The 20,315-nt window shown below is 36.5% G+C and carries 20 protein-coding genes; 2 read left to right on the top strand and 18 right to left on the bottom strand.

Annotated elements, in window-relative coordinates:
* Nucleotides 1-19 precede the first annotated feature (19 nt).
* The 13 genes from pstA to BLR62_RS05420 form a co-directional block, all read right to left on the bottom strand.
* The gene (gene pstA / locus BLR62_RS05480; protein ID WP_090794325.1) at nucleotides 20-874 is read right to left on the bottom strand and encodes a phosphate ABC transporter permease PstA; all 855 of its coding nucleotides are present in this window, start codon (nucleotides 872-874) and stop codon (nucleotides 20-22) included.
* A complete protein-coding gene (gene pstC / locus BLR62_RS05475; protein WP_176759223.1) occupies nucleotides 867-1,847 on the bottom strand; it encodes a phosphate ABC transporter permease subunit PstC in 981 nt (326 codons plus the stop codon). Before pstC ends, pstA begins: the two co-directional genes overlap by 8 nt.
* Before the next feature lie 79 nt (nucleotides 1,848-1,926).
* Nucleotides 1,927-2,910 (bottom strand): phosphate ABC transporter substrate-binding protein, encoded by a 984-nt coding sequence (locus BLR62_RS05470; RefSeq protein ID WP_245719401.1) that lies wholly within the window; start codon nucleotides 2,908-2,910, stop codon nucleotides 1,927-1,929.
* Between the two features lie 226 nt (nucleotides 2,911-3,136).
* On the bottom strand, nucleotides 3,137-3,331 hold the full coding sequence (locus BLR62_RS05465) for a hypothetical protein (protein ID WP_090794323.1): 195 nt from the start codon (nucleotides 3,329-3,331) through the stop codon (nucleotides 3,137-3,139).
* A 79-nt stretch (nucleotides 3,332-3,410) separates the two neighbouring features.
* Entirely contained in the window at nucleotides 3,411-3,857 is a 447-nt protein-coding gene (locus BLR62_RS05460) for a hypothetical protein (RefSeq protein ID WP_218119754.1), read from the bottom strand.
* Between the two features lies 1 nt (nucleotide 3,858).
* Entirely contained in the window at nucleotides 3,859-4,119 is a 261-nt protein-coding gene (locus tag BLR62_RS05455; RefSeq protein ID WP_090794318.1) for a hypothetical protein, read from the bottom strand.
* A gap of 383 nt (nucleotides 4,120-4,502) precedes the next feature.
* On the bottom strand, nucleotides 4,503-4,958 hold the full coding sequence (dtd, locus tag BLR62_RS05450) for a D-aminoacyl-tRNA deacylase (protein WP_090794314.1): 456 nt from the start codon (nucleotides 4,956-4,958) through the stop codon (nucleotides 4,503-4,505).
* A 22-nt stretch (nucleotides 4,959-4,980) separates the two neighbouring features.
* Entirely contained in the window at nucleotides 4,981-7,179 is a 2,199-nt protein-coding gene (locus BLR62_RS05445; RefSeq protein ID WP_090794311.1) for a RelA/SpoT family protein, read from the bottom strand.
* 196 nt (nucleotides 7,180-7,375) lie between these two features.
* Nucleotides 7,376-7,888 carry an adenine phosphoribosyltransferase gene (locus BLR62_RS05440; RefSeq protein ID WP_090794309.1) on the bottom strand — a complete coding sequence of 171 codons (513 nt, stop codon included), beginning with the start codon at nucleotides 7,886-7,888 and terminating at the stop codon, nucleotides 7,376-7,378.
* Complete coding sequence (gene recJ, locus BLR62_RS05435; protein ID WP_090794306.1) at nucleotides 7,878-10,181, bottom strand: single-stranded-DNA-specific exonuclease RecJ; 2,304 nt, start codon at nucleotides 10,179-10,181, stop codon at nucleotides 7,878-7,880. Before recJ ends, BLR62_RS05440 begins: the two co-directional genes overlap by 11 nt.
* A 63-nt stretch (nucleotides 10,182-10,244) precedes the next feature.
* On the bottom strand, nucleotides 10,245-10,571 hold the full coding sequence (locus BLR62_RS05430; protein ID WP_090794303.1) for a LapA family protein: 327 nt from the start codon (nucleotides 10,569-10,571) through the stop codon (nucleotides 10,245-10,247).
* Nucleotides 10,572-10,677: 106 nt separating this feature from the next.
* Nucleotides 10,678-12,933: a protein translocase subunit SecDF gene (gene secDF, locus BLR62_RS05425; RefSeq protein ID WP_090794300.1), complete on the bottom strand. Its 2,256-nt coding sequence runs from the start codon at nucleotides 12,931-12,933 to the stop codon at nucleotides 10,678-10,680.
* 57 nt (nucleotides 12,934-12,990) lie between these two features.
* Nucleotides 12,991-13,290, bottom strand: coding sequence for a post-transcriptional regulator (locus tag BLR62_RS05420; protein WP_090794296.1), 300 nt, complete (start codon nucleotides 13,288-13,290; stop codon nucleotides 12,991-12,993).
* Nucleotides 13,291-13,408: 118 nt separating this feature from the next.
* On the opposite strand from BLR62_RS05420, the gene spoVB reads away from it, so the two are divergent.
* A complete protein-coding gene (spoVB, locus tag BLR62_RS05415; RefSeq protein WP_090794294.1) occupies nucleotides 13,409-14,950 on the top strand; it encodes a stage V sporulation protein B in 1,542 nt (513 codons plus the stop codon).
* On the opposite strand, the gene BLR62_RS05410 is transcribed toward spoVB, so the two are convergent.
* Nucleotides 14,947-15,588, bottom strand: a complete 642-nt coding sequence (locus tag BLR62_RS05410) for a DUF421 domain-containing protein (RefSeq protein WP_090794291.1) — start codon at nucleotides 15,586-15,588, stop codon at nucleotides 14,947-14,949. The genes spoVB and BLR62_RS05410 overlap by 4 nt on opposite strands.
* A 116-nt stretch (nucleotides 15,589-15,704) precedes the next feature.
* Between BLR62_RS05410 and BLR62_RS05405 the strand changes: the two genes are divergently transcribed.
* On the top strand, nucleotides 15,705-16,091 hold the full coding sequence (locus BLR62_RS05405) for a TIGR04086 family membrane protein (RefSeq protein WP_176759221.1): 387 nt from the start codon (nucleotides 15,705-15,707) through the stop codon (nucleotides 16,089-16,091).
* 15 nt (nucleotides 16,092-16,106) lie between these two features.
* Here the strand turns inward: BLR62_RS05405 and BLR62_RS05400 are convergent, their stop codons facing one another.
* From BLR62_RS05400 to queA, 4 genes are all read right to left on the bottom strand, one after another.
* On the bottom strand, nucleotides 16,107-17,645 hold the full coding sequence (locus BLR62_RS05400; RefSeq protein WP_090794284.1) for a hypothetical protein: 1,539 nt from the start codon (nucleotides 17,643-17,645) through the stop codon (nucleotides 16,107-16,109).
* A gap of 182 nt (nucleotides 17,646-17,827) precedes the next feature.
* Entirely contained in the window at nucleotides 17,828-18,091 is a 264-nt protein-coding gene (gene yajC / locus BLR62_RS05395) for a preprotein translocase subunit YajC (protein ID WP_090794281.1), read from the bottom strand.
* Nucleotides 18,092-18,107: 16 nt separating this feature from the next.
* Nucleotides 18,108-19,247, bottom strand: a complete 1,140-nt coding sequence (gene tgt / locus BLR62_RS05390; protein ID WP_090794279.1) for a tRNA guanosine(34) transglycosylase Tgt — start codon at nucleotides 19,245-19,247, stop codon at nucleotides 18,108-18,110.
* 27 nt (nucleotides 19,248-19,274) lie between these two features.
* Nucleotides 19,275-20,303: a tRNA preQ1(34) S-adenosylmethionine ribosyltransferase-isomerase QueA gene (gene queA, locus BLR62_RS05385; protein ID WP_090794276.1), complete on the bottom strand. Its 1,029-nt coding sequence runs from the start codon at nucleotides 20,301-20,303 to the stop codon at nucleotides 19,275-19,277.
* Nucleotides 20,304-20,315: the final 12 nt, after the last annotated feature.

Here is a 20,315-nt window from a genome sequence, read left to right as displayed (position 1 = left end):
TTATTTCCTCCTTAATTTTTTACAAATACTCATTTTGACGACGGTAATAATTCCGAATCATAATCGCAAACAAGTTTAAAATAACGACTAATAAAATCAATACAAAGGCTGTACCATAGGCTATCGGGCGTACAGTAGCTGTCTGTGCGTGTTGAGTTGCCAATATATAAAGGTGATAAGGTAACGCCATAAAACTGTCAGATAAACTTGATGGTAAATTTCTTGAAAAATAAGCTGCGCCCGTTAAAATAATGGGTGCCGTCTCTCCAGCCGCTCTCGCTAACCCTAGAATGGCTCCTGTTGCCATCCCTGGTATGGCTGAAGGTAACACTAAGTGGCGAATCATTTGCCATTTCGTTGCACCTAAAGCAAGTCCACCCTCTCTAAATGAGTCTGGAACAGCTTTTAGTGATTCTTCAGATGCGGTAATAACCCACGGGAGTACCATAATGGATAATGTGATAGCCGCTGTTAATAGACCCACACCTATTCTGAGTGTTGAAGCGAAAATCGCTAATCCAAATAAACCATATACAATGGATGGCACACCAGCTAAATTTCGAATGCTTAGTCGAATAATACGTACGATCACACCTTGTTTAGCATATTCATTTAAATAAATCGCTGCCCCTATACCTACAGGTACAGAAATAAATATAGTTAATGATGATACATAAATCGTCCCAACTAAAGCAGGCCAAATGCCCCCTTCAGTCATATTTGATCTTGGTGGTTCTGTAATGAATGACCAGCTAATCACACTGATTCCTTCTCGAATAATTGAGAAAAGGAGAAATCCTAGCGTGATCAATGTTAAAAAGGCAAACAAGCCAGAAAAAGCAAACCAAAATCTCTGAGATATCTTTTTAGTCATTTTTGATCTTTCTCCTTTGTCTCGTTATTAGTAAATCAGCACCCATATTCACAATGAATGTAATCACAAATAATATAAGCGCGATCACAAATAGTGAACTATAGTGCAAGCTTCCCCAAGGGACATCTGAACCTTCAATTGCTATATTAGCTGTTAATGTTCTAACAGACGTTAAATAATTGGGCAAATGAACACCAAAGATTTCAGTTAAAGGGAGATCAATAGCATTACCTGCTGCCATTAGTACGGCCATTGTTTCACCAACAGCACGGCCAAACCCTAACATGATTCCTGCTGTAATACCTGATTTAGCTGCTGGAAAGATTACAATTTTAATGGTTTCCCATTTCGTTGCACCTAAAGCATAAGCAGCCTCACGGTAATCTTTTGGAACACTTTTTAGTGCATCTTCAGAAATACTAATAATCGTTGGTAATGACATCACACCTAAAATGATTGAAGCAGTTAATGCATTGAGCCCGTTCGTTAAACCAAATACATTAGCCACAATGGGTGAAATAACAACTAAGGCAATAAAACCTAATATGACAGAAGGAAAAATTGCTAAAATCTCAACAACAGGTTTTAAAACTTCACGTACTCTTTTAGGGGCTATCTCAGCAATGAATATAGCTGTAAAAACACCCCACGGTACTGAAATGACAAGAGCACCGATTGTAACCATAAACGAACCGAATATGAATGGTAATGCACCATATCCAGCGCCTTGTGGTGATGATGGATACCAGCGTGTACCGGTCAAGAATTCTAAGATCCCCACTTCAACTAACGCATCCCGCGATTCTCTTACTAAAAAATACAAAATTAACATCAAAACAACAACAGCCATCATGCCAAATAAGAAAAACATCTTTTCAATTAAAACATCAACTATATTTGTTTTGAGTGAACGCTGTTTTAAATGATTTGAAACAGACTTGTTCTCAACTGCTTCGTGAGTTTCCCCCTCCATATAAGCACCTCAATTCTTTTTATCTATTTAATGGTTTTAAGAGATGGTCTAATACTCAGACCATCTCTTAATAACTTTTTTACCACTCAATCCCTAAATAATCGAAAGTATTTACGTTTTGGTCTTGATAATCATTTCCGATTTGATAGAAGCCTGTATCATGACGAACATCATCTGCGTCTTCATCTTGTAAGACCCACTTCAAGTAATCGAACATCAAACCATCAGGTTCTCCGTTCACATAGAAGTAAAGGGGTCTTGCGATTGGATAAATCCCTTCATCAACGTTAGACTCTTCAAAAGGTGTCACATAGTCGTGATCTTCATCTATTGCTACATTTAGAGCATTAATACCATCAATATAGCCGATTCCGATATAACCGATCGCATTCGCTTCTTGTTCTACCGCTTCTCGAATAGCTGATGAACCAGGCATAAACATCGCACCGTCAGCAAAATCTTCTCCGTCCATTATATTTTCATTAAAATAAACGTAGGTACCAGAGTTCGATTGTCTTGAATAGACCGTAATCTCTCCACCATCATCCCAGCCTAATTCAGACCAATCTGTAATATCACCAACGAATATAGACTTGATTTCGTCAACTGTTAAGCCTTCAATTGGATTATCATTGTTTGTTGCAACAGCTAATCCATCTTGTCCAATAATAAATTCAAGTGGCTGGGCACCATTGTTTTCTGCATCTTCAATTTCTTCTTCTGTCATGGCTCTTGATGATTGTGCAACATCAATTTCATTATTGATCATTGCGGCAATTCCAGTTCCAGATCCACCACCTGTAACCGATAAATCAGCGTTTGGATTTGTATCCATATAATGCTCAGCTAATGATTGACCTAAGTTAACCATCGTATCTGAACCTCTTATTTCTAAATAACCTTCTGGATCACTTTCGCTCGTTTCATCAGTTGTTTCTTCCTGTGTTTCTTCAGCATCACCTGCACCAGCTTCTTCTACATCATTTGAATCTTGGCAAGCAACTAAAACGCCCATTAATACAAATCCTAACATCAATAAAAAACTCAACTTTAACTGTTTCATGTGAATGTCATCCCCTTATTGCTATATTTTTGGATCGCTATCTCGATCACAATTACATCATAACGTTCAAATATAAAGCCACTATGAATTCACTGTTAAGAGATTGTAAATAATTCACGATAAAAAAAGACAATTGCTTAATATAAGCAATTGTCTTTTTGTTGCAAATAGCATTTATTCAATTGATAGAAGAATTAACTTAGACCTGTTCAAATACGTTACATCATTAAAATAAATTATCTAGCATCATGATAATGACTTTAACTGGATTCTGTTTCCAAAATAGACCTAGGAAAATGAAAAAGAATGATAGTGTTGCGATAGTAAAACCGATCAGTCCATCAAGAAGCAGTATGAGCTGGCTAACTAATAAGACTAATCCAATAGCTAAAAAAATAACGTTTAATTTCAGGCTTTTCATGTTATTACTCCCTTAATTTAGATTGATCAACCACTCTCTCGCTTTCTAAAACCATTTCACAAACATATATAATTAGCGTTCAATCTACTAAATCCAGCAGTTTTTCTTTTTCAAAAATAGATTTTTTAATCTGATACAAAAGAAATAAAGCAGCGATTAATAAGATCCCTTTTAATATTTCTGGGCTATTGTTGACTGATAAAGTATAAACAAACACAGTACCACACAATTGAATAAGAGCAAACTTCCCTTTTGACTTGTACTTTCTTAAAAATAAAAAGATGTAAAACAAACTGAATGTTATAACCAATGTATGATTTCCTTCACTTAATTGAAAATATAAAGCAAATAACATTACAACAGGTCCAATTAAGAGCCAAGCATTGTTAAATTGATCGACTACAGCATTTTTCTTTTCAACTGAGAGTGTCATTTCTTTTATATTTATTTTATTCTCTAATGTCATCATGTGGAAATCAATGATAAAGATAACCAAAATAGATAAATAAAAAGCTATATCATTCATTTTATTTGTTAAAATTGACAGGTTGAATCAGAAAAAGTGCTGTCTTTAAAAGAATTAACCCAACATAAATACTATGATTCTGATCGTTTTTAAATAAACCATAACAAATAAATTGAAATAATAAGAATCCAGGCCAGATAATAAATACGGCTAAAAACGCTTGTATGCCTGCAACTTCTTCTGGACTTGGAGATAACATATAACCATATAGCAATGTCAAAATACTACTCACAACGAGTAGTTTTGATCTTGATTTTAACACAACTAACTCCCTTTCTTTATATTTAGTCTGATGAATAAAAGCATGCCTGTTTCTAAACGATATAAAGCATAATCTATAAGATAACATTTTTTGTAAGTAATTACTTTAGGATCAATTTGATATATATTGTTTCACACTTACAAATATGTAAATTCCAAAATATTCTTTCATTCTATTGTAAATAATTGTATTACACAATCTTATACAATACAAGACCTCCATCTAAACTCCTATCGACTTCTTATCCCTCAATTATCTGCTATATTGATTAGCATGAACAAACCTTTAAATTTATTATAAACATTAAAAAACCTTTATTCATTCGCCCACATAAGAGCGAAGAATAAAGGTTTTTTATTTTGCATGTAAAACTATGAATATAATTACTTCGAATTTCTTTGTTCACTATCAATTGTAATCGTAACAGGTCCATCATTTACGAGTTCAACATCCATCATTTCACCAAACACACCCGTTTCAACCACCACACCAAAAGCTCCAAGCGCATCATTGAACGTTTCATACAACTGTTTGGCTTGATCTGGCTTAGCTGCTTCCATAAAATTAGGACGTCTCCCTTTTCTAGTATCACTGTACAATGTAAATTGAGATATTGATAGAACTTGACCTTGTTGGTCTAGTAATGAGTTATTCATTTTTTGATCTTCATCTTCAAAGATGCGTAAGTTTACAATTTTATTGGCTAAATACTGAGCATCTTCAGATGTATCATCATGTGTCACGCCTAGAAGTACAACCAGTCCAGATTCAATTGAGCCCACAACTTGGTCTGAAACCGTGACCTTCCCTCTTTTGGCACGTTGTATAACTGCTTTCATTCTTTATGACTCCTTTTACCTTCTACTGTACAACACGTTCAACTGTATAAACGTCTTTAATCTGTTTTAAGCGATCGACGATCCGTCTTAGATGACTGACGTTATGAATCAATAATGTTAAATGAATGACAACCATTTTATTACGGTCTGATTTACCGCTCACCGCAATAATATTCGTTCCCATTTCATTCACGTATTGTAAAACATCGTTTAGTAATCCTCGACGATCATAGCCTGAAATTTCTAAGTCAACATGATACTGTTTAGAGCTTGCGCTATTTGATTCCCATTCTACATTAAGGGCACGTTGGTCAAATCCATCCACGTTTAAATTCGGGCAGTCTCTTCTATGCACAGAGACGCCTCGACCTTTCGTAATGAACCCTACAATGTCATCACCCGGCACGGGGTTACAGCATTTAGCTAGACGCACTAATAGATTATCGACACCTTCTACTTTAACACCAGAATCTTTACGCTTCGTTGGTTTTGATTGTGTCTTTTGTTGAACATTCTCAATCGTCTCTTCTAATTCTTGGTTTTCTTCTTTTCTTCTAAGCTTATCAGTTAAGCGTGTTGCAATTTGTGAAGCTGTAATACCTTGATAGCCTACGGCAGCATACATATCATCCACACTAATAAAATTAAACCGGTCTGCTACGCGTTCTAGATTTTCATTTGTTAATGCATCTTTCACTTGGTAACCGTTGTTTCGCAGTTCTTTTTCGACTAATTCTTTACCTTTAATAACATTTTCTTCCCGTTGCTGTTTTTTAAAGAACTGTTTAATTTTATTTTTAGCCTGAGAGGTTTGGGTCATGCTTAACCAATCACGTGATGGCCCGTAAGAGTGTTTCGATGTCATCACTTCAATAATATCGCCATTCTTAAGTTGATAATCAAGAGGTTCCATCTTACCATTCACTTTAGCACCAATTGTGTGATTACCCACTTCAGTGTGTATTTTATACGCAAAGTCTATCGGAACTGAACCTTTAGGTAATTCAATCACATCACCTTTTGGTGTAAATACATAGACTAAATCAGCGAATAATTCCACTTTTAATGATTCCATAAATTCTTCGGCATCATTCGTCTCACTTTGGGATTCTAGGATTTCTCTAAACCATGATAGTTTCTCCTCTGAGTTTTCACTATCTGTTCCGAGTTTTTTTCCTTCTTTGTATGCCCAGTGTGCGGCAATACCATATTCAGCAATTTCATGCATCTCATGGGTACGAATTTGAACTTCAAGTGGTGCGCCTTTAGGTCCTATAACTGTTGTGTGCAACGACTGATACAGGTTCGGTTTGGGCATCGCTATATAGTCTTTAAAACGTCCAGGCATTGGTTTCCAACATGTATGAATGATGCCTAAAACAGCATAGCAATCTTTAATACTATTAACGATAATACGTACGGCTAATAGGTCATAAATTTCATTAAATTGTTTGTTTTGTAAGACCATTTTACGATAAATACTGTATAAGTGCTTCGGTCTACCTGAGAATTCAGCATCAATATCAACATCTTCAAGCTGATTTTTAACTTCATTCATCACTTCTTCAATATAATGTTCGCGTTCTTCACGCTTTTGCTTCATTAAATTCACGATACGATAATACTGCTGTGGATTAAGGTAACGCAAAGATGTATCTTCTAATTCCCACTTGATTGCTGAAATACCGAGTCGATGCGCTAGAGGAGCGAATATTTCTAACGTTTCATTTGCAATTCGTCGTTGCTTTTCAGGTGGTAAATGTTTTAATGTCCGCATATTATGAACACGGTCTGCTAGCTTAATCAAAATGACGCGTATATCTTTTGACATCGCAATGAACATTTTGCGGTGATTTTCCGCTTGCTGAGCTTCTTTTGATTTATAACGGATCTTTCCTAGCTTTGTAACGCCATCGACTAACATGGCCACTTCTTCATTAAATCTTTTCGTTAAATCATCTAATGTATAGTCCGTATCTTCAACGACATCATGTAAAAAGCCGCTAGCGATTGTTTCCTTATCTAATCCGAGATCAGCTAATATACCTGCCACTTGGACAGGGTGAATAATATATGGCTCTCCTGATCGTCTGAATTGATCACTATGCGCTTCTTTTGCGAAGTTATAGGCTTTTTCAATAAAAGCAAGATCTTCTTCTGACATATAGTGTGATGTTTTTTCAATCACGTCCTGAGCCGTCAATAAATTGTCTTTAGCCATGGTTAACCACCTTAATCCTTGTAAACATTCATCTCATTCCCATTACACAATGGGGTTTGTTGCTATTTATCATAACATGTATTCATTATATTCTATAACATTTATTGAAGTAAATTCAACAAATTCCGTCAACAATTGTCGAATGACAGATAAAAAGGAAGGCGCACCTTTAGTATAAGGCGCCCCTTCACTTTGCTTAATACTGCATTAACGTTAACACATCATAGCCTTCTAACTTGTCTTTACCATTCAAGTATGTGAGCTCAATCAAGAATGCACAGCCTACTACAATACCACCCAGTTGTTCTACAAGCTTAATGGTCGCTTCGATTGTACCTCCTGTTGCTAAAAGGTCATCTGTAATTAAGACACGTTGACCTGGTTTAATCGCATCACGGTGAATCGTTAATACGTCTTTTCCATATTCTAAACCATAATCAACTTTAATGACTTCACGTGGTAATTTACCTTCTTTACGTACAGGTGCAAATCCGATTTCAAGTGCGTAAGAAACAGGACAGCCAACAATAAATCCGCGTGCTTCTGGTCCAACGACAAGGTCAACTTCTTGTTCTTTTGCATACTGAACAATTTCATCTACTGCCGCTTTATATGCTGGTCCATTATCCATTAAAGTTGTAATGTCTTTAAATTTGACACCTTCTTTAGGCCAATCTTCTACTACTGTAATATACTTTTTAAAATCCATGTGCGATTTCCTCCTCAGAGGAGCTACTATGCTCCACTTGGCTTTTTAGCCATTTTTTTAATTCATTATAATTAGAATAATACAACACTTCTTGTACTTCACGTTCTTTTAAACGATTTTGATACACATTAGATTCAGTTAAATCTTTTTTAATCACATCTTGATTGGGTTGTACAACTCCATTAAATATTGTAACAAATTTAAGGTCATAAAACACGTTAATTATAAATTCAATCTTTTCTTCTTTCCAGCCTTTATGCTGTTGAATAAGCTTTCGATCTTGATCTTTTGAATAACGTTTTCTCTTCATTAAGAAGCCATAGAACCATTTGAAATCATCTCGAGTCGGAAAACTATTTAGAAAATGATCATCTCCTACTGAGTAACAAGCTAATATATTTTGAGGTTGAATCGTATTTAGTAACGTACTGATCTCTGATAAGTCATTTGGCATATCAACCAATACAACCATCTTTGATTGTATTGGTTGTTCATTTAGTTGATCCGCATCGATAAGTGAAAACAACTCACTTGTCGTAGAGGGTTGGAAACGAACAAATAAAGCATTATCATCATTCAATTCCTTGAATTCAGACTTCCAAAACTTTGAGCCACGAAAATCAAATAATTGAAAATCATCAATCAGAATATCTTTAATCATTAATTGTGATTTCTTCATACCGTTCCATTCATTGATCTCTAAGTTTGCCGATACATCAATAGGTGTTTCTGGTGTCAGGTATTTAACTAAATCACCCATGCCAAATGCAACACTTGAGATTCCTTGTTCTTCTTTAGAAGTGATTAAATCAAACTTCAAATGGTTTTTATTCGCACCAATTTGCTTAACCGATTTTGTTGTTCCTTTAAAGTGAAAAATCGGTTTTGGATTTCCCATCCCAAACGGAGCTAATTTTTGAATCGTCTCTACAATGTTCAGGTCAACAGACGAAATGGAGAGTGTCGCATCAATATCAAGTTGTTCTTTATAATCATCATCTGAGAGTTTCTCTTTTGCTAATTTGTTGAGTGAGTCTCTTACAGCATCAATTTGGTCAATCTCAAGTGACATACCCGCAGCTTGGGCGTGTCCACCAAATTGTAAAAATAAATGTTTAATTTCCATTCCATTCTCGAATAAATCAAATGCCGGTATACTGCGCCCAGACCCTTTAGCTTTTTGGTCTTCCGGTTTAATTGTTAAACAAATAACGGGGCGTTGATAGTGGCGAACAAGTTTCGAAGCAACAATACCTAATACCCCTTCATTCCAACCTTCTTTTGCGACGACTATGACTCGCTTCATCTTTTCGATATTGGCTTCTATGATCGTTTCAGCCTCTTGAGTAATCGCGGTGACAATTTCCTGACGTTCCTGATTTATCAAGTGAATCTCTGAAGCTATTTTTTGTGCTTCTGATGGATCATCTGTTAACAACAATTCAACAGCTGGATAGGCTGCTTGTAATCGACCGACGGCATTTAACCGAGGTCCAATACCAAATCCGATGTCTTGTTCAGTCACATCATCTTTTATGCCGATGACTTCTTTTAATGCTTTTAGACCTTGTCTTTTCGTCGTTTTAAGTCCTTGCAAACCATGATGCACCAACACTCGATTCTCCCCTAATAGTGGGACTAAGTCAGCAACTGTCCCAATCGCAACGAGATCTAAGAACTGATGAGGGAAATACCCAAGTAAGTGATGAGCCAGTTTAAATGCAACCCCGACACCCGCTAATTCGTTAAAAGGATACTCGGGTGATAATTTAGGATGAATAATGGCCAATGCCTCTGGCAGTTCTTCTTGTGGCTCGTGGTGATCAGTAATAATGAGATCCAAACCTAATTCTTTAGCAGTACTCGCCGATTCAACAGCTGCGATGCCTGTATCAACTGTAATAATGAGATCGAACCCTTGTTGTTTCGCTTCTTTAAATGCGTTTGGATTGGGCCCATATCCTTCGGTGAAACGGTTCGGTATGTAATAATCACACATCGCACCCAATTCATTTAATGTTTCGACTAAGAGTGTTGTTGCTGTAACACCATCAGCATCATAATCACCAAAAACTAAAATGCTTTCGCCATTTTCAATTGCCTCTTCAATACGCACCTTTGCTATATTCATTCCATCCATCATTTCTGGATTGTTTAAGTGATCCAGTGATGGGTTTAAAAATTGTTCTTTATCTATTGAATCATTAATCTGTCGATTTTCTAAAAGTTGATCAATGATTGGCAGATCACGATCGTGATTTAAAAAATTCCACTTCATTCGGTTTTTTAACATAAATTCACCCCTGACTCACCCATTATACAAGAGTGGCACAGGGGGTTCAAATAAAGTTATTCGTTAAACGGATTGCTCGCCATCCAGAACCTCAACTTCTTGAGCGTCCTCTTCTTCAGTTGACTCTTCAAGTGATTGGTTCATTCGTAAATTTAAATTCTCTTCCTCTAATCGTCTTACTTTCTTTCGAATCCCGATTAAGTGGTAAATACCGAAACCACCCGTAATCAAACCACCTAAAAGTGCCGATACAAGAATCACGAGTATTAAAGGAGATTCACTTTGTGTAAACAAATAGTTCACTTCAACAGCGTCAACATTAATGACAGCAAAAATAGCAATAATTAATGCAAAAGTTAGTGCGGAAATAATATAAACTTGTCCCTTCATCCTATCACCTCATTAATTCAATTATAGTTCTATTTACCACTTAATCAACATATTCAAACAAAAATAGACGACTGACTCATATTAAGCCAGCCGTCTATGATTAACATTAAACTTGTGGACCATCATTTCGCTTTTTCTCTTGATAAACGATTGGTTTCTCAGCAATGGTTCTCCCTCTCCACACAAGCCAGACTTGTGCAGCAATGAAAAGCGAAGAATACATGCCGGCGAATAATCCAATCACAAGTGCGAATGAAAAGCTAGTAATTGCATGTGCGCCAAATATATAGAGACATAGCGCTGCAAATATAACCGTTATTACTGTATTGATACTTCTTGCTAAAGTTTGCATTAAACTATCATTAACAACTTCTTTTAACTGCTCAAATGAGCGAACACGTTGCTTGATCTTTAAATTCTCTCGTATTCGATCAAAGGTAACAATCGTGTCATTGATTGAATACCCGACAATCGTTAATATGGCCGCGATAATCGTCACATTAAATTCAACTTGTGTGAGGCTAAATATTGCAAGAATAAAGAATGCATCATGCAAGAGAGCCCCAATCGCCGTTAACGCAAAATAGAATTCAAATCTTATTGTCACATATATGACAATAAAGATCGAAGCATAGATCACAGAAAGAATGGCATTTCGTGCTAATTCCTGTCCGACAATTGGACTCACTGTATTAATACTTGCCTCAGTGTCATATAGATCATTAAAATGAGAACGTACTTCTGCCACTCGTTCTTGACTGAGTTGTTCATCAATTCTAGCAATCGCAATTTCATTTTCGCTTCCCGCAAATGACAAATTGGATACTTCCAGATCAACTTCTTCAAATTGATCGATTAAAACATCTTCATCGATTTCTTCTTGTGTGTCAATTTCAATTCTTGAACCACTTGTAAAGTCAATACTTAAGTTTAAGCCAATCGTACTTAAGAAAATCATACCTAATACAATAAGTGATAAAGATGCTGTAAAGAACTTCTTGCGGTGTTGAACGAAATCAAAACGTCGACCGAACACTTTTGGTTCAATAGGTGTTGAATCAGCAATGTCTTGTACTTTGTTCGGATTCAATCCAAACCAACGATATTTATTATTAAGGAATCGACTCTTAATCCATAGACCGAGCAAGAACCTAGAAATAAAGACAGCTGTAATAAAGCTGAGGACAATACTAACAATTAGTAATGTTGCAAACCCTTGTACTGAACTTGTACCAAAGATAAATAAAACCGTTGCAGCAATCAATGTTGTCACATTAGCATCAATAATCGTCGATAATGAGTTTGTATTTGACGCTTTATATGCAGCAATCATCGTCTTGCCAGTTCTGAGCTCTTCTTTCATTCGTTCATAAGTGATGATATTGGCGTCAACAGCCATCCCAACACCTAAAATAAGTGCCGCTATACCAGGGAGCGTTAGCACACCATTCATCCATCCAAAGACAACAATGACTAAATAGATATATAGACTTAATGTGACAACAGATATAAAACCAGGGAACCGATAATAAGCGATCATAAATATAAAGATAAATAAAATACCGATCGCGCCTGCAAATACTGTTTCGTTTAAAGCATCTAGCCCAAACTGTGCACTAACAGATTGAGAATATTCTTCATTTAAATCAACAGGTAAAGATCCTGCATTTAAAATATCAGCTAATTGCTGTGCTGATTGAACGGTGAAACCACCATCAATTTGAACATTTTGAGTTTCTAATACGTCTCTAATTTGAGGTGCCGAGATGAACTTCGGATCCTCTTCCTGTACTTCTTCTTGGAATGAATCCCCTTCTTCATAATCTAACCAAATGACGAGTTGGTTTGATAATGATTCATCTTCAAGTATCTCTCGCGTCACATCACCAAACTGCTGACCATCTTGAAGTTGAATGGAAACAATCGGTTGGTTTGTATTCGGATCAAAGTCTTGACGGGCTCCACCTTCAACTAAGTCTGAACCATCAAGATATTTGTTATCTTCAACATCACGAAACGTTAACTCAGCTGAAGTTTGTAACATTTCACGTGCTTCATCCTCGTTTTCAATCCCAGCTAGTTGAACACGAATCCGATTCGGCTCTTCAATTGTGAAGTTCGGTTCACTTACCCCTAAAACATCCACACGCTCTCTTAGTGATTGAACGGTTGCTTCTAATACATTCGTTGTGATTTCTTGGTCATCAGATGCAGGTTCGACTTCATAGAGGATTTCTACCCCACCTTGTAAATCTAAACCTAATCTTAATTCTTCAGCGCGGTCGAGTGATGTCGTAGCCAGCACTGTTCCTAATGTCAATAAAATAATAAAAAAGGCAATGAGCCTATTTTTTTTCACCATATGTACACGTTCCTCCTCGCCCTACTCTTGTAGAGCTATCTTTTTAAAAAATCGTCTTTAATTAATTGTATCTTGTGAGTGCGTAACGCCCAGTATAGAAGCCATTAAGTCATCATTGTCTTGATAATTTTGATTCGACAAGTAACTCATAAATACATGACCATCTAAATGAAGGATATCTTCAACGACTTGATAAAGCCTTAACTCACGTTGATCTTTCCAAACTTTAGCGAGAAGACATTCCCAAACCATTTTAGGGCTTGCTTCATCATACCCATATGTCTGTAATTCTTCAGCCTTACTTACGATAACACGATCAACAGATGTTTTCCAATCCTGAACATGTCTAGTTTCCATCATCTTTCCTCCTCATAATCAAATTAAATTTATGTAATAAGTCATCTAAATCACAATTGTCCACATATAATCATTGTATCCGAATTTTAAATCTTTGAGAAGGCAGGATTTATAAATTATGACAAAACAATCTTTTTTAAAAGGTACGATCATCTTAATCGTAGCCGGACTCATCACTCGACTACTTGGGTTTGTTAACCGGATTATACTCGTTCGGTTAATTGAAGAGGAAGGTATCGGACTTTTCAATATGGTATTACCGACATTATTTTTAGTGTATACAGTCTCTCAATTTGGCATACCACTTGCTATTTCAAAGCGAGTGTCAGAAGCTCATGCCCTCAATCAAACATCATTGATTAAAAAAACACTATACTTAGCACTCATTATCACAATTGGATTCAGTCTAGTCACAATTGTGACGTTATTATTTTGCGCAGAATTCATAGCGACTGTTTTACTTAGAGATGAAAGAAGCTATTTGCTTATCATTACCATGTTACCGATTATACCAATCACGGCAGTATCCGCTGTATTAAAAGGATACTTTCAAGGTTTGCAAAATATGAAACCTCAAGCCTATGCTCAAGTTTTAGAGCAAGTAATTCGTATTGGTACTGTCAGCTTTTGTGTTCATTTATTACTTCCATACGGGATCGAGTTTGCTGCAATGGGCGCTATTTTGTCTACAATTCTAGGAGAGATAAGTGCATTACTCTTCTTATTAACGTCACTTCATAAACAACAAAAGTTAGACCATCACGCAACAACACATAAAAAATTTGAACACGATTCTCTGACTCTTATTAAAAAGTTATTTAACGTTGCGCTTCCTAGTACAGGCAGTCGGTTCATTAGTAGTATTTCACACTTTCTTGAGCCCATCCTTGTTACTCACAGTCTAAAATGGGCAGGCATTTCCTCTGTACAAGCTATTAAACAATACGGAATTTTGACAGGATATGCTCTGCCTCTATTACTCTTTCCGACATTTATGACCCACGCATTAGCCATGGCACTTCTTCCCAGCATTAGTGAGGCGCACGCTAAACAAAATATAAAAGCGATCCATCATCGCATTGAACAATCGATCCGTTTTACTTTTGGAACAAGCGCTTATGTAGCCGTTCTTTTATTTATATTTGCAGAACCCTTATTAAATATCATGTACCAAAATACCGATGCGACGTTTTTTATTAAAACGATGGTGCCCTTTTCTCTATTTATTTATATTCAATTTCCTTTAAATGCAACCTTACAAGCACTTGATTATGCGCATGTCGCCATGTACAACACCTTAATCGCTACTTGTGTTAAGTACGTGGTACTCATTATTCTAGCCTCACAACCAACAATGGGTATTGCAGGTGTTAGTATCGCCATTTGCTTAAGCGCAACATTAACAACAGTTCTTCATTATGCTAGCATAAAAAAATTAACACAGTTTAAATTAAAGTTTTCATATATTGTGAAGATGATCCTGACAGTTGTCTTTATTTTCAGTTTAACCTCTTTTTTAAATCAATCCCTGTCATTAATCGTTTCTCCAATCTTATCAACGATTATAACCGTTCTTTTTAGCTCTTCAGTCTATCTGATACTGCTGCTTAGTTTTAGAATCATGTCATTTCAAGAGTTGACAATGTTGTATCGTGATTAATTTGTCTGTTTTAGATGAACAAACCATTGCCCGCCTTGGTCATACGTGCAATAAGTAATGCTATTTAAATCATCGTAACCGAGTTGACTTAATTCGTCTCTCAACCAATCCACCGTCTTTTGTAACCTTTTTAATTCATCATTTTGAAGGTCGCCATCTGTGATTAGTAAATAGACATAACCAATCGAGATGGGCGACTCTTTGGCAAACACAGACAATTTACCTGACGGCTCTAAAATGGCATATTCAACATCTTGAATCGCCTTTACTCCTTTTTCGTGCAATTGTTGCATTAAATCATCATAATTATAACGTTGTTTTTTCATCTCTACATCATCAATTCGATCATTATAAATAATTAAAGATGACTTCCCTTCAAATGCATCTCTAAATTTTTTACTTTTTAATGAGAAAAAAGCCATTAATCGTTGAATCATAACGAGCAAAAACATGGGTAGAACTGAATGAAACATAGGCTTATCAGCATTTTCTAAACTAAGTGCCGCAATCTCAGCCATCATCATAAAAATCACAATATCAAATAAACTAATTTCACCAATTTCGCGCTTTCCCATCATTCTAAAAAACAAAACAACAAATCCATAGATAATAAATGTTCGTAAAACAATCACACCCATGTACATAAGTCCCTTCTCTCTTTTTATCACTATAACCACTTATCTCTCAGTTCAGACGTCTAAATGGACAACCTGAATCATACATATAAGGACAAATGAATGAAAAGAGGGATGATATGAAACGAAGTATCAACGCAATTTTATTAAGTATGGGTGCTATTCTCATCACTCATCTGATTATGAGTGCTTTTTTGGCAGGATTACTTCAATTTGTTGACCTGAAAGAGAGCAATGTAGACATCATCATACGATATATGAATTATGTTATATTTTTAGGTGCTGGTGGCATCGCTGGATATATTGGACAAAAAAGAGGATGGTTGTTAGGGTGCCTTTTGACCATTGCTTATAGCTTTATCCTTTTTATTTATCAACATCAGGTCAGTGACTTCCCTTTAAGCTGGGAGTATGTGTATCACTATCTGATCTTAACACTATTTTCAACAACAGGCGGTATTATAGGTGTACAAATCACCATAAGAAAAGCAGCTCATTCATCGTGAGCTGCTTTTTTAAACTTATAGGAAAAGAAGTGAAGAAAGAATACCAATCAAACCGACTATGGCTAAAACATAAACTGGCGTTTTAGGCATCTCTTCGTTATTCTCCATCGCCTTACCAAACATATAAAATACAAATGGGTGAACAAGGAATGTCATAGAGAATGTGAAGGTAATTAACCCAGCAGCCTCAGCACCAAACATTCCCTCTTGTACACCAGCAAAAAGACCAAAGTGACTAATCGCTGATGCTTTTGCCATAGCAGCAAAATCAACTGCCATCCCACTTAAATCAAGTACGGCTAATCCACCGAATATAGCAATAAGTTGCCAACCAAAACCAAACTGAAGAAGGGATTTCATCTCAGCGCGGTCATCATTACCAGGTACTTTCATATTTCTAAGACCCATAACGAGTAAAGCAAAGCCAATTGCGACCATAATGACAGCAGGAATCATTAATAATGAACCTCTCTCATAACTAACCGCTAATGTAGAGAAAACAAAGATATGCATAGCAAATGGGATATTAACAAGCATCGGAGCTCTGTTAGCTGCTCGCTTACCTAAATCCCCTGCTGTACATGCACCAGTTAAACCCGTATGACTTAACGCACCTGCCATACCTGGTGCAAGGTTTCTAACTGCAGCTGTTTTCCCGAAGTAAATCATAAGCGCCATACCACCGAACATCCAAAACGCTTGGCCAAAGAACCCATAACCTAATACAGCAGCTGAACCGTCCATTTCAAATACTTCAATGATTCTCGAACCACCTACCATAAAGTTACCAGCTAAGACGACCGGAATACCAGCGAATAATAACGCTTTTATCGTTGGTCCAAATACATAGCTATAAGCATATACACCCAGTAACGTTGAGATCACCATTCCGAAAAAGATAGAAGGAAGCGCAACGATATTATGTACAAGTTCTGAAAGATGAAAGGCAATAATTGAAATACCGATAAGAACAATAATTTCTAACATACCTTTTCGGATATATAGCGGCTTTTCTAAAATTTTTGCTTTGCTATCAATTAAGATAATCGAGGCTACAATACCTAAATAAGCCATAATTGGGTAATAATTTGATAAAGGACCTCCATCTAATCCTAAAATTAAGCGACTCATTGCTTCAACACCGATAAGTAGGAAGAATGAACGCACAATTAATACCATTTGAGTACGTGTCGTACCTAAAACAGCCTCTTCTTCATTGTGGATAAGCAAATCTTTCGTTGCGCCCACTTTGTTCCCGAAGATCTTCCGAATTTCTTGTCCACCTACAAAGAATGTGACAAGAAGGGCAACGCTTGTCGTTTTTGAAATTAAATCAATGACAGGAAACGCTTGTAACCCTGGTTCTGCTAAGTCACTCACTACGAGTATAAACCCCATAGCTAGACCAAAAATAACAATGATTAATATAGGTGAATAACGCGTCCCCGCTACAACAGTTCTTGCAATTAATACCATTGGAACCAATAGAAATAATGATAGTAAGACATGATTTAATAATTGTAAACTTTCAACTTGCTGGACTAACTGATCCATATAAAAACTCCTCTCTTAAACAAATACAAATTTACACACTTACTAATCATACTAACATTATGTGAAATAGTAAACATATGAGAGGGTTCGTTCACAGATTGTTCAAATCTGTCCGTTCACAAATTAAAAAAATGAACCTTCTGAAGTATTCTTTAACTCCAAAAGGTTCGTTTCCATTTGTTTTATGATTCATTCACAACTTGCTTAATCGATGAACGATCATATGTAAGTTTTTGACCATCATGAACTTCAATAATGACCGTATCCTCATCAATCGCATCGACGTGACCGTGCATACCACCTATTGTTATAATGTGATCGCCTTTTTGTAAATTGGCTTGCATTTCATTAACAGCTTTTTGTCTCTTTTGTTGAGGACGAATAAGCAAGAAGTAAAATACCAATGCCATTACAATAAACGGAAATAATCCGACTAGTAGTTCCACTTAGAATCTCTCCTTTCTAAAAGTTTTTTGCGTTAGGTTTATTGAAACCATATTGTTCAAAGAATGCTTCTCTGAAATCACCAAGTCGATCAGCTTTAATCGCTTCACGAACCTGCTTCATTAAGTTTACCAAAAAATATAGATTATGATAAGTGGTAAGTCTTAATCCGAACGTTTCGTCTGTTTTTATTAAGTGTCTGATATATGCTCGTGAATAATTTCGACACGTATGACACTCACAATTTGGATCAAGCGGTGAAAAATCACGAGCAAACTTAGCATTTCTCACAACTAAACGCCCTTGTGATGTCATGCAAGTACCATTTCTTGCAATTCTTGTTGGTAATACACAATCAAACATGTCCACACCACGGATCGCACCATCAATTAAGGAATCAGGGGATCCAACGCCCATTAAGTAACGCGGTTTTTGAGTCGGTAATAACGGTGTTGTAAATTCAAGCACACGATTCATCACATCTTTGGGTTCACCAACTGATAAACCACCAATCGCGTATCCTGGAAAATCAAGTGATGTTAAATCTTTAGCACTTTGTTTTCTTAAATCTTCATACTCGCCACCTTGTACAATACCAAACAAACCTTGATCATTAGGACGCTTATGTCCATTCAAACAACGTTCAGCCCAGCGGCTTGTTCTTTCAACCGAATCCTTCATATATTTATGTTCAGCTGGATATGGCGGACATTCATCAAATGCCATCATAATATCAGGGCCTAAATCATTTTGGATTTGCATTGCTTTTTCTGGTGATAAAAATAGCTTTTCACCACTAATGTGATTTCTAAAATGAACCCCTTCTTCTTCAATATCACGCAAGTCACTTAAGCTAAACACTTGAAAACCGCCTGAATCGGTTAATATTGACCCGTCCCAATTCATAAATTTATGGAGTCCACCCGCTTCTTTAACAATATCTTCACCTGGTCGTAACCATAAATGATACGTATTGGATAATATAATATCCGCACCGATTTCTTTTAATTCTTCTGGACTCATTGTTTTCACTGTTGCCAACGTGCCAACAGGCATAAAGACGGGTGTCTCAAACGATCCGTGTGGCGTATGAACACGCCCTAATCGTGCACCCGTTTGTTTACACGTTTTAATTAATTCATATGTTACACTAGCCATTCTCAACCCTCTTCCTACTAAATATAGTTAAATAATAAACATCGCATCTCCAAAACTGAAAAATCGATACTTTTCGTCAATAGCCGCTTGGTAAGCTTCCATAATAAAATCACGCGACGCAAATGCACTAACAAGCATCATTAATGTTGATTTAGGCAAATGGAAATTTGTAATTAGCCCATCAACAACCTTAAATGTGTAGGGTGGGTAAATAAAGATTGATGTCCATCCACTTGATGGTACAACTTTTCCTTCATTTAGTGAAGCAACCGTTTCTAACGTTCGGATCGACGTTGTACCGACTGATATAATACGTCCGCCACTTTTCTTTGTCTCTTCAATCTGCTCTGCCGCTTCTTCTGATACATGATAAAACTCAGCGTGCATATCATGCTTTTCAATATCATCGACACTCACGGGTCTAAACGTTCCTAAGCCGACATGTAAGGTAACAAACGCAATATCTACACCTTTATATTTCAGTCGGTCTAACAATTCCTCCGTGAAGTGCAGCCCAGCCGTTGGAGCGGCTGCTGATCCTTCTTCTTCAGCATAAACAGTTTGATAGCGATCTTGGTCGTCCAATTGCTCTTTAATGTAAGGAGGAAGTGGCATTTCACCTAGTTCATTTAAAACCTCTAGAAAAATACCTTTATAATCAAATGTTACAACACGACCACCATGGGCTTGTATCTCTGTACAAGTGGCACGTAAACGACCATCCCCAAATTCGATCACAGTACCTTCTTTCACTTTTTTCGCAGGCTTAACGAGCACTTCCCACTCATCATTTTCTCTTTGGTGTAACAATAACAATTCAACCTTACCACCTGTATCTTGTTTAACACCGTACAAACGAGCTGGAAGAACTTTTGTATTATTTAAAACAAGACAATCGCCCCGTTTTAAGTAACTTTCTATTTGTGCAAATCGTTGATGTTCAATTGATTGCTCTTGTCGATTCATCACTAAAAGACGTGAGGATGATCGATCTTTTAAGGGAGTTTGTGCAATTAAATCTTCTGGTAATTCAAAATCAAAATCTTCTATTTTCATCGTAAACGCCTT

It is taken from the genome of Pelagirhabdus alkalitolerans, assembly GCF_900096905.1.
Taxonomy (GTDB): Bacteria; Bacillota; Bacilli; order Bacillales; family Amphibacillaceae; genus Pelagirhabdus; species Pelagirhabdus alkalitolerans.
Note: the sequence above shows the minus strand (reverse complement) of the source record. Positions and strands in the feature narration are given on the sequence as shown.

What these genes read in the sequence shown, in the direction of transcription:
- BLR62_RS05410 (WP_090794291.1), bottom strand. Translation starts at nt 15,588, where the DNA reads ATGGGTGTGATTGTTTTACGAACATTTATTATCTATGGATTTGTTGTT.
- BLR62_RS05405 (WP_176759221.1), top strand. Translation starts at nt 15,705, where the DNA reads ATGAAACGAAGTATCAACGCAATTTTATTAAGTATGGGTGCTATTCTC.
- BLR62_RS05420 (WP_090794296.1), bottom strand. Translation starts at nt 13,290, where the DNA reads ATGGAAACTAGACATGTTCAGGATTGGAAAACATCTGTTGATCGTGTT.
- BLR62_RS05400 (WP_090794284.1), bottom strand. Translation starts at nt 17,645, where the DNA reads ATGGATCAGTTAGTCCAGCAAGTTGAAAGTTTACAATTATTAAATCAT.
- spoVB (WP_090794294.1), top strand. Translation starts at nt 13,409, where the DNA reads ATGACAAAACAATCTTTTTTAAAAGGTACGATCATCTTAATCGTAGCC.
- queA (WP_090794276.1), bottom strand. Translation starts at nt 20,303, where the DNA reads ATGAAAATAGAAGATTTTGATTTTGAATTACCAGAAGATTTAATTGCA.
- recJ (WP_090794306.1), bottom strand. Translation starts at nt 10,181, where the DNA reads ATGTTAAAAAACCGAATGAAGTGGAATTTTTTAAATCACGATCGTGAT.
- BLR62_RS05445 (WP_090794311.1), bottom strand. Translation starts at nt 7,179, where the DNA reads ATGGCTAAAGACAATTTATTGACGGCTCAGGACGTGATTGAAAAAACA.
- pstA (WP_090794325.1), bottom strand. Translation starts at nt 874, where the DNA reads ATGACTAAAAAGATATCTCAGAGATTTTGGTTTGCTTTTTCTGGCTTG.
- BLR62_RS05465 (WP_090794323.1), bottom strand. Translation starts at nt 3,331, where the DNA reads ATGAAAAGCCTGAAATTAAACGTTATTTTTTTAGCTATTGGATTAGTC.
- BLR62_RS05430 (WP_090794303.1), bottom strand. Translation starts at nt 10,571, where the DNA reads ATGAAGGGACAAGTTTATATTATTTCCGCACTAACTTTTGCATTAATT.
- secDF (WP_090794300.1), bottom strand. Translation starts at nt 12,933, where the DNA reads ATGGTGAAAAAAAATAGGCTCATTGCCTTTTTTATTATTTTATTGACA.
- tgt (WP_090794279.1), bottom strand. Translation starts at nt 19,247, where the DNA reads ATGGCTAGTGTAACATATGAATTAATTAAAACGTGTAAACAAACGGGT.
- dtd (WP_090794314.1), bottom strand. Translation starts at nt 4,958, where the DNA reads ATGAAAGCAGTTATACAACGTGCCAAAAGAGGGAAGGTCACGGTTTCA.
- BLR62_RS05460 (WP_218119754.1), bottom strand. Translation starts at nt 3,857, where the DNA reads ATGAATGATATAGCTTTTTATTTATCTATTTTGGTTATCTTTATCATT.
- pstC (WP_176759223.1), bottom strand. Translation starts at nt 1,847, where the DNA reads ATGGAGGGGGAAACTCACGAAGCAGTTGAGAACAAGTCTGTTTCAAAT.
- BLR62_RS05470 (WP_245719401.1), bottom strand. Translation starts at nt 2,910, where the DNA reads ATGAAACAGTTAAAGTTGAGTTTTTTATTGATGTTAGGATTTGTATTA.
- BLR62_RS05440 (WP_090794309.1), bottom strand. Translation starts at nt 7,888, where the DNA reads ATGGATTTTAAAAAGTATATTACAGTAGTAGAAGATTGGCCTAAAGAA.